Source organism: Moorena sp. SIO4G3, assembly GCF_010692305.1.
In the GTDB taxonomy this organism is placed as follows: domain Bacteria; phylum Cyanobacteriota; class Cyanobacteriia; order Cyanobacteriales; family Coleofasciculaceae; genus Moorena; species Moorena producens_A.
This window is the reverse complement of the sequence record NZ_JAAHIG010000319.1, coordinates 1-10203: the sequence shown is the minus strand read 5'-3', so window position 1 is coordinate 10203 and position 10203 is coordinate 1. Positions and strand designations below refer to the sequence as shown.

The window sequence follows — 10203 nt, the reverse complement described above, 5'->3', positions numbered from 1 at the left end:
TGTGTCAAAGAATCTAGTTCCTCCTGGGGTTTTTTCCCATTTGATTGTCCCATTATCTGCATACTTCCTTAGAGTGTTCCTGGAGAGTCCCGTAAGTTCGACCGCCTTACGGAGTGGTACAAGTGCCCTAGTTATGATCTACCACAGGCTTGGAGATAGTGGTAGATTAGTGTATATTTCAATCAACTGTGACAAGCCCCTCTTTTTAATCAAAGACTTATTCATCAAAGACTTATTCATCAAAGACTTAGCTAGCAAGGTTCTCTTCCTCTTTTCCATCTCCCCATGGATTTCACTAGCTTTAATGAGGCTTCGCGATTCATTAACTAGTTTAGCTAACCCCACCCACATCCTAGATTATGGCTGGGGTCAATCAAACGATTTTGTTGATCCTTTGTCCGCTCTAGATCCAGGCCGCTTTGGAGCAAGGCTTTGAGCTTCCCAGGATTATTTGTAAAGTTCCGTAGACAGCCGGAAGGCTAGAAATCCCGGAAGCAAAGCCAGCAATAGAGCTCCGATAACTTGCGCATCTGAAATAGCCATCGTATACAATCTCCTTTATTTGAGCGATATTCTATACCATTAACGGTGCCCTTGACCCGTAATCAAATTTGCCACGGGTCGCACCACAGCCAACTAATTGGGCTAGTTATGGAATTTTATCACAATAACTTGTCCAATCCAGATATTAGAATCCTTGTAGCTTAGGTTGATATCAAATTGGGATCACAGCTATGTACCTTTATCTTGCTGCCGGTTCGGTGTGGGTGTTGGAACCTCAGTAGGGTCGCACTGCACTAAAATTCTGATTAAATGTTAAGATTAATTAAGTTAGATATCAAAGTTTTAGTAATTTTGGCGATTACATATATTACATATACTAAGTTAACCCTTTAAGACCTTAATAATTTTTAATGCTAGACCAAATTCTTAACTCATCGTTTAATGTTGGGCTTGAGGCTCCTGTGGTTTTGTTGATTCTGGTGGCACTAGAAGCTGTACTGTCTGCTGATAATGCGATCGCATTAGCTGCGATCTCCCAAGGCTTACAGACCAAACAACTTCAACGCCATGCTCTTAACTTGGGCTTAGCAGTTGCCTATGTGCTACGAATCACTTTGATTCTCACAGCCACTTGGGTAGTGCAGTTTTGGCAGTTTGAGTTATTGGGAGCAGCCTATCTGCTCTGGTTGGTCTTTGAGTATTTCAGATCTGATCAAGATCAAGACCATCACCATCATGGCCCGAAGTTCACTTCTCTATGGCAGGCAATTCCGCTAATTGCTGTTACCGATTTAGCTTTTTCCTTGGATAGTGTCACGACAGCGATCGCAATTTCTGACCAGACCTGGCTGGTTATTGCTGGTGGCACCATTGGGGTAATTGCCCTGCGCTTCATGGCGGGCTTATTTATTCGTTGGTTGAAAGAGTATGTCTATCTGGAGGATGCTGGCTACATTACCGTGGGTTTTGTGGGATTGCGGCTGTTGGTCAGAGCGATTAAACCGGAATTAGTGCCACCGGAATGGTTAATGGTTGCTGCCATTGCCCTAGTGTTCATGTGGGGATTTTCTGAAAAGTCTAAGACCCCAGACCTTGAGCCAATTCCTGTAGAAAACGAAGGGCGACCGGCTTTGACGAAAGACTAAAGGGCAAAAGAAGCTAGCCGCTAACTGCTTTTAACAAGAGTCGGGAAGAATTCCGCCATCTCCCAATCAATAATCCCAACGCTCACCAAACATGGGTAGAGCGTTGGACTTCCCGTTTAAAGGTAAATGTTACCGTTACTCATAAAGCCAAGAGGTTATGGTTGGTTCCCAGCTAACTAGCTCTTCGTCCTTAAACCAAAGACTAATCTCCTGCTGCGCTGTCTCAATGGCATCTGAGCCATGGATAAGATTGCGACCTGTGTCTAACCCATAATCGCCCCGAATGGTTCCTGGTTCAGCTTCCAGAGGTTTGGTAGCACCAATCATCTTTCTTGCGGAAGCCACTACTCCATTTCCTTCCCAGACCATTGCTACTACAGGACCAGAGATGATGAATTCGATTAGTTTGGGAAAGAAAGGTCTCTCTTTGTGAACAGCGTAATGCTGTTCGGCAAGTTCACGGCTGACGTTCATAAGCTTCAGCCCAACTAAGGTAAAACCTTTTGTCTCAAAACGCTGGATGATTTGACCAACAAGATTCCGTTGTACACCATCCGGCTTAACCATCAGAAATGTCCGTTCCAAGTTTATCTCCTCAAATTGTTTAACTCAGGTCAATCTTGGGCATAGCCTTTCCTATGATATTCCTTTAGGACTAAGATTCAAGCCCGCTCTATTGCTAGTTGAATTAACTGATCCACTAATTCTGGAAACGGAACACCTGTAGCTGCCCACAGTTGGGGATACATACTGGTTGCCGTAAAACCTGGTAAGGTGTTGATCTCGTTGATGAAGATTTCCTTAGTGGCTTCGACATAAAAGAAGTCTACCCGTGCTAAACCAGCCCCATCAACGGCAGTAAACGCCTGGATTGCCATTTCCTGAATCTGACTAGTTACGTCACTAGGCAAGGGAGCGGGGATTAACAAGTCCGCTTGACCCTGAGTGTATTTGGTTTCGTAGTCATAGAAATCACTCTCATAGGTAATTTCACCAACTACTGAGGCTTTGGGATGATCGTTCCCTAGTACAGCACACTCTACTTCTCGCCCTACTACCCCTTCTTCTACAATCAACCTGCGGTCATAATTAGCAGCATTATCTAAGGCGGCTTCTAATTCAGAACGCGATCGCACTTTGGCAATCCCTACCGATGAGCCTAAATTAGCTGGTTTGACAAAGTAGGGATAGTCTAAGGTTTCCTCAATTTGGTCACAGAGTTTGGTAAATACACAGGGATCAGACCAAACTTGCGATCGCAAAACTTCCATGTAGTTGACTTGGGGTAATCCGGCTTGGGCATATACTGTCTTCATTGCCAGCTTGTCCATGCCTACAGCTGAACCCAAAACACCACTACCGACAAAGGGGACTCCCATTAGGGTTAGTAATCCCTGAACTGTGCCATCTTCCCCATTTGGCCCATGGAGGATGGGAAACCAGACATCTACCTCACTGACAACGGCAGGAAATTCCCAGACATTACCCTTAGGAGCAGATTCTAGGGGAGTTCCCGAGTCTAAAACCTGTGCGATAGTTTCGACCGCTGTCCAGATGCCATTTTTTTGAATGTACACTGGCACCAATTCGTACTTAGAGGCATTTTCATCGGCACACAGAGCGTTTGCGATCGCTCTTGCAGAACTAATCGAAACTTCGTGTTCTCCTGAGACACCACCAAACAGCAGTCCAACTCTGCGTTTTGTCATATTAGTATACAGTTAATTAAAAATCCTCTAATAAAGAACCCAAGCGACTTAGTAACGGATCATCAGATTGATCAGCGTCTTTTTCCCATCCTACTTGAGCCGTAGCATCTGACTCTCTAGTCGCTTTTGCTGTGGATCCCTGTTCTGTGGCGCGAGACACATCCGTCGTACTAAAATTGGACAGCACTGTTTCTACACCAGCAACTTGCTGTTTTAAGTGTTCGAGTTGTTGATGAGAACGGTCATCGACTTGCTTGACCTGTTGGATTAAGGCTGTCAATTGATCATCAAGTTGTTCAGAGGATTCTTCAGTAGATAGAACTTGCTCTAATTTCCCAAGCTGCTGTTGTAACTGGGTCAATTGTTGAGTTGTATTAGAGTCTATTTCCTCAATTCGTTGAGTCAGATCAGTTAGCTGACTATTCAGTTGGCTAGGACTCTGAACGGATAACGTCTGTACCACTTCAGTTAATTGCTGCTGCAGTTGGGTTAGCTTGTCTTCAAGATTTCCAACACTTGCTGTTTCCTCGGTTGTTCCCTCGGTTGTTTCCTGGGAGGATGCTTTTTCCTGAGAGGATTCTGGTTTTAACAGAAACTCTTGGATAGCTTGCTTGCAAAACATGCTAAAGCTAGGATACTGACCCTTAGCTAGTTCTTTCTCCACTGCCTTTAGTAGGGCTTGATCCTCCCGGTTAGTGGTAAATGCTACTGTTTTATTTACTTTTTTTGCGATCGCTGCCATGGGAATTATTCCTATAATCCTACTGGATAATTACAATAAAATTTATCGAGATGCTGATTGCTTCTGCACCTCTCCATAAATGTATTGTCCCAAAGCATTGGCTTTTCGAGAGGGTTGAGCTAAGTAACCCTTGAGTCTAGCTTCCTTAAAGATAAGTTGAAGATCATTCCAGAAGAATTGTCCACCACCACCGGTCACGACTACGTCTGTGGTGCGTTCTGGTAGCCAAGCGAGCAAGCGATCAGATAGTTCACGGGCAAAACTTTTGCGCAAACTCGGTATAATTTCGTCGAGGTCTGTGGGCTGAGCAGCACCCTTAGGACGATAAAATCGCTCTCCCTCTGGACGATTAACCGCTTTGATTAATAGTAACGATTGACTGTCAGCTCCCTGAATTTGGGCAGCTAATTGATCATAAAACTCATTCATGGCAAATGCTTCACTCTGAGATGCTCCTCTAGCAAATCGGAACGAATCTGCCATGATAAAGTCAGTGGTTTGGTGGCCAATATCCACAACGGCGACGGAACGGTCATGTAATCCGCTATCGGATGGATCGTTTTCCTGAACTTCAACCCAGATCAAGCTACCATAGCCCTCTGGTATTACCCAAACTTTCTTAATCGTAATCGAGACTTGTTCCCCTCTGTAGTACATGACATGAGGAGAAGCCAGGATACCAATTAATTCCTCTTTTTCACGCTCAAACTGCTCTTGGGAATGGTAGGGCAATCCCATGATAATTGCCAAGTCACCTTGAAGCTCGAAATGTCCTACGCAGGCAAAAACTTTTATCAAGGCATCTTCTACTTTCGATTGACCAACACCCAAGTTAGCTCCGAAGTCAGCAGCTAGTTGTCCAATGGCGTATCCTTTGCCTTGATACTCCAGCCAAATATCTAATAGAGGGTCACCCAGTCGAGCTTCAAACCCACCCCGACGCACTTGCTCAACGGTAAGATGGGCAACGTTGGCAGGAATGAGCACTACACCATCGGGGTAACGGCTGATACAAGCTTTAGTGGAGGTGCGACCTAAGTCAATGCTGAGAATAGGAACTTTGTTCACGATGGTAGCAAGCTGTTTAGCAGTCATTGGTTAGTATATAAGAGTTTGTCTAACTCAACTCACAAAAAATAGTCCGATGTTTGGAAGCCCCGTCTAGGCAAGAGCGGGGTGCGGACATTGATCACGCTGTTTGCGATCGCTGTGGCACCAAGGGCCAAAAATTCTTGTCTTGATGCAGCACCTTCTAGGTTTGCAGGAGACGCAAGTTGACTCAAGTCTGTTGGAAACTATTCCATATAATAGTAGATTAATGATTCAGTAATCTCTGACACACCTAAGATTACAACCAATTTCCAATTACTAGATAAGGTGCCCAATAGGCGGGGCGAGCATATTGTCCTCCTGCTTCAAGTAAAGCGATTTGAGCAGCACGAAGCGCTTGGGCTTTGTTTAAGTTTGATTGTCGCAAACCCTGGTAAAATTGGGCAGCAATTTCGGCAGTGGTTTGATCATTAATGAACCAAAGCGATGCTAAAGCACTTCTGGCTCCTGCTTGAATAGCTACACCTGCTAAACCTAATGCTGCTCGGTCATCACCAGTGGCGGTTCGACAGGCAGTAAGGGATAGTAACTCCACTGGCTCAGTAGTACTAGCTACACTGCGAATTACCCGATCTAATTCATCAATGGTGAGTTGATCATTTTCCCCAGTGACTAGGAAAGTATCTTCGGGTTCAGTGCCGAATTCACCGTGAGTAGCTATGTGAATAATCGGGTAAACTGTTGTGCCTAATTCTTCTTGTAACCGATCGCGGGTAAATTCCTCATCCAGTAGCTGTTTGCTATCTGGTATGGTCTGTGTCACTGCCTTAACTTCTGTGGATACATTGCTCAAGGCGTGAAATGTACGACCATCGACAATAGCTTCTTTGGTTAAGCCCAACACCAGTGCTCGCCAACTCCCAGCTGTTAATGCTTTAGGCTCAGTCAGGGTGAGGGTGGGAGTGGTTGCGATCGCATAGCGTTCAATTAAAAATTTTTCCCCGTCGTGGAGGGCTGCCATTGGCACAGTGCGTAGGATGCCATCATTGATGAAGACCAGGGTTTCTATTTGAGCTTGTTCTAATTGATTAGCAAAAGGACGAATCAACCCATTGTAAATTTTTTGTGCTTGTTGGGAATTGTAAGGCTGAAAAAAGCTTTCTAGTTCTTCACGAAATTGATTAATGTCTTCTCTTAGACTGTCGCGATTACTATCAATCCACGACCATTGCTTTTCACCATTCGGCAGACTTAAAATTACTGCAGTTCGGTCTTTGAGGATAATGGTGCTAATCACTGCTGTCCGAGTACTGACTAGGTCAACTCTGGCTGGATTCACTGGTGCTAACACACAGTCGTTACCAAAATAATCTTGTAATTCTGCTAGTTTGAGACCATCAATGGTTTTCAGGACAATGTTAATATTCTGAGTACGCACATCGGGTGAAGCTGATTTTAGGAAAGTTTGATCTCCCTCTAACCTCAATTCCACTAACTGTCGGTAAATTGGGTTAACGGTGTCAAGAAAATCAAATTGGACATCTCGACTAGCAGTTAGGATATCGCTACGGATTGTTTCGAGAGTAGCGATCGCGTTTTCGTAGGCTCCAATTGCCTCATCTACTTTCCCCTGGTCTTTAAAAATTCGTGCTGTTTGCCACTCCCACAAGTACAGACTATCCTTTGCGAGCAAGTTTTGCTCAGCTGCTAACCTAGCCTGTTGGCTTAACTCTAGGGCTTTGGTATACTGGTCACGACACTCATAGATATGACCCAGTTCCCCTAGGGCAAAGGATTGGGAGCGGTGGTCATTAATCCGTTGCGCTATTGAAACTGCTTGAGCGAGGAGTGCAGTAGCCTGGGGTTCTAGTTTGGGCTGATAGCATCGCATCCAGGGACTGGTTTCATGAGCTGGAGCAATCGGTTGCAACAGGTTAGCTAACTCAATGGCAGCATAAACCTTATCCTGGGAATCTGGTAGAGTTTCCAAGAGGGAGTAGGCTTTTTGCCATTCTTTTTGCCATTTCATAACACTAGCGCTAGATTCACTAAGGCGGTAGTACAGGGGAATCTCATTAAGCCTTGCCCGGATTTGACCGGATTGGTCGTTTTGAGTAATAGCAATATCGAGGCTTTTCTGAAAATACTTTAGTGCTTCGCTATCGTTATTTTTAGCTTTTGCTTCGAGTGCCAAAGCCTTTCTTGTGTAGCCGATTTTGTCAGCAGAGTTTGCCCGACGATAGCTGAGCTGAGCTTTGCTACTGTAGGCATTTCCTAAACTATTCAGGGCTGAGGATTGATAGGGAAGGTGGTCAATTTCTTGGGCAATCGTTAAGCTCTCTTCGAGATAGTTAATCGCTAGATCGTATTTGCCCCTGAGGCGATAAGCATCCCCTAAACTCCCCAGAGCCGCAGCAACTCCAAGTTGGTCTTGATGGCTGTGAGCCAGTTGTAAGGCACTTTCTGGCACACAGGGGTGATCTTGGGGGTAATCGTAATTAATGGTACCACATAATAATGCGATCGCTTTTTGATTTTGCCCCAATTTACTATAAGCTTGAGCCAGTTCAGTAAGCATCCGCCCTACCTGTTGTAAATCCCCCAGTTGCTGATAATTAGTGATGACTTTTTCCCAGTAGTTAATGGCTTGGTCGATTTGACCAATTTGCTGATAAGCTCTCGCTAGGTTTTCTAGAACAATAGTTTGGTTAGGGCGGTTGTTGGTTTGTTGATAAGTAGTTAGGGCAGTTTGCCAATACTCTATAGCGCTAGTAAAATTACCGAGTTGGTAGTGTTCCACCCCTTGTTGGACAAGTTGCCTAGCATCAGGAGATTGAGCTGTGGCTGGGTTTCCCACTTGCAGTTGCCAGGTGGTAGCAGGAAGATCACCGAGCCACAGGGTAATGGTGACGCTGGAGAGGAAAAGAAGTCCTAGAACGATACGGACACTGGATTGGCGGCTCATGGGAGAATGCCAGTTGCAGATTTAAATGATAGCAAAGGGAGTCGGGAGTCGGGAGTCGGGAGTCGGGAGTCGGGAGTCGGGAGTCGGGAATCGGGAGTCGGGAGTCGGGAGTAGGTTTTTACATTTAGGGTCAAAGGGGGAGTGTGGGGGGAGAACAGAGAACAACAGAGAAAAGGAGAGAGGGGTAGTTTTTTTGTGTAAGGGCGATTTCGTCAGATCCGATCACAGGGAAATGGGGAGAAGGGCAGAAGGAAAGAATTGTCTCGGTAATTATTGGGTGTTGCTGATTCTGGGTATGGCGCACGCCCCCCTAGCCCCCCAATTTTGGGGGGAACAAAACTCTCTTGCGTCTCCCGATTCCTGATTCCCGACTCCCGACTCCCGATTCCCGATTCCCGATTCCCAATGCCCAATTCCCGATTCCCGACTCCCGACTCCCGATTCCCGATTCCCGATTCCCAATTCCCGATTCCCAATTCTTAATTCTTAATTCTTAATTCTTAATTCAAAAAAAAATAGCCGTAGAAATACTATCCACGGCTATGGCAATCACATATGTCAGAAATTTCCGAAACCCAAGGCCAAGGGGGGGAAAACCCCCCAGAAAGTTAAGGTGTTATGGCAACAACCAATACTTCGTCATAGTAGTCATTACTTCTCCTGGAATATCCGTTGGTTCTAGAGGAGTCCACTCGGCAATCTCGGCATAGCCTAGGGAATAAAGCATATGCATACTATTGATTACTGATTCACGAGGACCTTTGAGAGTGTGCTGAGTCGGTTTTTTCTTGAAATTGCGAGTAAATTGTTCTGACATTGTGAAAAACTCCAACTTAGTTTATATTGATTATTGTAATGATTATGAATTGGTTTTTCAAGGGTATTAAAAAGTTTTTTTTTGGAAGTTTTAGGATTAGTAAAAAAAAACTATTGCATAGAAATTAGAAAGCATACATTAGCGTTTATTTAGGGTGTATCTCACTTTTGTAAATTTTGCGTAGGGTGCGTTAGGGGTGGGCTCGCCCTGATTTTCTGCCTCTTTGCCACCATTGAAATAGCCCACCCCGTAACGCACCACCGAGTCAAACAGCTTTTAGGAAATGCACCCTTTATTTAAGACACATGTCAGTTTGGGTGATTCCTTTTAGATCCCCCTAAATCCCCCTTAATAAGGGGGACTTTTGAATCTCGTTGCCTCTGACTAATAGAAAAATAGAGATTTAACTTAAATAAGTTAGTACCATTTTTAGCGAATAATACGTTTAAGAAAATTACTTTACTTCAATTAAATTTATGGTTAAAAAATGTGATAAAATATAAAAAATACCCCAACAATAGCAATCATTTTACCTGGGTTGTAAACCCCGACATTTCGTTAATGATTGTCGGGGTTTACTGGGAATTTCAAGAGTGAGTTAAGTGCCCAATATTTCCGACATACCTTTCCCTGGCTTTAGCGATGCAGCGCCTTCACGCAGGGGTTTCCTCCACTCGCTATTGCATCAAGAATTGAAGATGATTTGGGATAGGTTCGAGTCGTCGAATTTGTGGCTCTTAACCCTCTTTTCGATTAGTTAACCAGAATTGACTTAGTTAGATCAGATGTGTAATGACTTACGATAGTACCCTAAAATATCTTGTTGAACAATATCCCCAAGCCTTTACCCGTTGGTTGTTTAACCAAGAACCAGCAGAGGATATCGAAATTCTCAACACCGAATTAAGCACAGAACCAATTCGGGCAGATGCCTTGTTTTTTGTGCGAGTTGCTGATGCTATCTTGCATCTGGAATTTCAAACCTTACCCCAATCTGAACCTCCCTTACCCCTACGGATGCTGGATTATTGGGTGAGGTTATATCGACAGTATCGCTGTCATATTGAACAGGTAATAATTTTTCTGAAACCAACCCGATTAGCTGGAGTATTTGTGAATCAATTTACCGAGAGGAACCTATCCTTCCGCTACCGGGTGATTCGGATTTGGGAATGTGATCCACAACCATTACTTACCACCCCAGGGTTACTACCCTTGGCAGTATTAGCACAAGCGGAAGTGCCAGAAAACCTGCTATCCCAGGTAGCAGC

12 protein-coding genes and 1 pseudogene are annotated in these 10203 nt (G+C 44.5%); 4 read left to right on the top strand and 9 right to left on the bottom strand.

Features of this window, described 5'->3' with window-relative positions:
• A partial coding sequence (locus F6J99_RS34755; protein ID WP_293119980.1) for a hypothetical protein occupies window positions 1-436 on the top strand: 436 nt, incomplete at its 5' end.
• An 11-nt stretch (window positions 437-447) separates the two neighbouring features.
• On the opposite strand, the gene psaM is transcribed toward F6J99_RS34755, so the two are convergent.
• Window positions 448-543, bottom strand: a complete 96-nt coding sequence (psaM, locus tag F6J99_RS34750; protein ID WP_075900824.1) for a photosystem I reaction center subunit XII — start codon at window positions 541-543, stop codon at window positions 448-450.
• A 371-nt stretch (window positions 544-914) separates the two neighbouring features.
• Between psaM and F6J99_RS34745 the strand changes: the two genes are divergently transcribed.
• Window positions 915-1649 (top strand): DUF475 domain-containing protein, encoded by a 735-nt coding sequence (locus F6J99_RS34745; RefSeq protein WP_293119978.1) that lies wholly within the window; start codon window positions 915-917, stop codon window positions 1647-1649.
• 135 nt (window positions 1650-1784) lie between these two features.
• Here F6J99_RS34745 and ndk read toward each other — a convergent pair whose 3' ends face one another.
• The 7 genes from ndk to F6J99_RS34710 form a co-directional block, all read right to left on the bottom strand.
• Window positions 1785-2234 (bottom strand): nucleoside-diphosphate kinase, encoded by a 450-nt coding sequence (ndk, locus tag F6J99_RS34740; protein WP_070393679.1) that lies wholly within the window; start codon window positions 2232-2234, stop codon window positions 1785-1787.
• A 77-nt stretch (window positions 2235-2311) separates the two neighbouring features.
• Complete coding sequence (locus F6J99_RS34735) at window positions 2312-3358, bottom strand: D-alanine--D-alanine ligase family protein (RefSeq protein ID WP_293119976.1); 1047 nt, start codon at window positions 3356-3358, stop codon at window positions 2312-2314.
• Between the two features lie 16 nt (window positions 3359-3374).
• A complete protein-coding gene (locus F6J99_RS34730; RefSeq protein ID WP_293119974.1) occupies window positions 3375-4100 on the bottom strand; it encodes a hypothetical protein in 726 nt (241 codons plus the stop codon).
• A 42-nt stretch (window positions 4101-4142) separates the two neighbouring features.
• Window positions 4143-5195, bottom strand: coding sequence for a ParM/StbA family protein (locus F6J99_RS34725; RefSeq protein WP_293119972.1), 1053 nt, complete (start codon window positions 5193-5195; stop codon window positions 4143-4145).
• Window positions 5196-5227: 32 nt separating this feature from the next.
• Window positions 5228-5383, bottom strand: coding sequence for a hypothetical protein (locus F6J99_RS34720; protein ID WP_293119970.1), 156 nt, complete (start codon window positions 5381-5383; stop codon window positions 5228-5230).
• Window positions 5384-5448: 65 nt separating this feature from the next.
• Window positions 5449-8115: a CHAT domain-containing protein gene (locus tag F6J99_RS34715; protein ID WP_293119968.1), complete on the bottom strand. Its 2667-nt coding sequence runs from the start codon at window positions 8113-8115 to the stop codon at window positions 5449-5451.
• Between the two features lie 21 nt (window positions 8116-8136).
• Entirely contained in the window at window positions 8137-8280 is a 144-nt protein-coding gene (locus tag F6J99_RS34710) for a hypothetical protein (RefSeq protein WP_293119966.1), read from the bottom strand.
• A 159-nt stretch (window positions 8281-8439) separates the two neighbouring features.
• Between F6J99_RS34710 and F6J99_RS34705 the strand changes: the two genes are divergently transcribed.
• Window positions 8440-8598, top strand: coding sequence for a hypothetical protein (locus tag F6J99_RS34705; RefSeq protein WP_293119964.1), 159 nt, complete (start codon window positions 8440-8442; stop codon window positions 8596-8598).
• 133 nt (window positions 8599-8731) lie between these two features.
• Here the strand turns inward: F6J99_RS34705 and F6J99_RS34700 are convergent, their stop codons facing one another.
• On the bottom strand, window positions 8732-8932 hold the full coding sequence (locus F6J99_RS34700; protein WP_293119962.1) for a hypothetical protein: 201 nt from the start codon (window positions 8930-8932) through the stop codon (window positions 8732-8734).
• A gap of 792 nt (window positions 8933-9724) precedes the next feature.
• Between F6J99_RS34700 and F6J99_RS34695 the strand changes: the two are divergent.
• Window positions 9725-10203 (top strand): annotated as a pseudogene (locus F6J99_RS34695) (hypothetical protein); the annotation flags it as partial.

Bases quoted from the DNA above. Each gene is read 5' to 3' on its own strand.
- F6J99_RS34700 (WP_293119962.1), bottom strand. From the start codon at position 8,932: ATGTCAGAACAATTTACTCGCAATTTCAAGAAAAAACCGACTCAGCAC.
- F6J99_RS34730 (WP_293119974.1), bottom strand. From the start codon at position 4,100: ATGGCAGCGATCGCAAAAAAAGTAAATAAAACAGTAGCATTTACCACT.
- psaM (WP_075900824.1), bottom strand. From the start codon at position 543: ATGGCTATTTCAGATGCGCAAGTTATCGGAGCTCTATTGCTGGCTTTG.
- F6J99_RS34725 (WP_293119972.1), bottom strand. From the start codon at position 5,195: ATGACTGCTAAACAGCTTGCTACCATCGTGAACAAAGTTCCTATTCTC.
- F6J99_RS34735 (WP_293119976.1), bottom strand. From the start codon at position 3,358: ATGACAAAACGCAGAGTTGGACTGCTGTTTGGTGGTGTCTCAGGAGAA.
- F6J99_RS34715 (WP_293119968.1), bottom strand. From the start codon at position 8,115: ATGAGCCGCCAATCCAGTGTCCGTATCGTTCTAGGACTTCTTTTCCTC.
- F6J99_RS34745 (WP_293119978.1), top strand. From the start codon at position 915: ATGCTAGACCAAATTCTTAACTCATCGTTTAATGTTGGGCTTGAGGCT.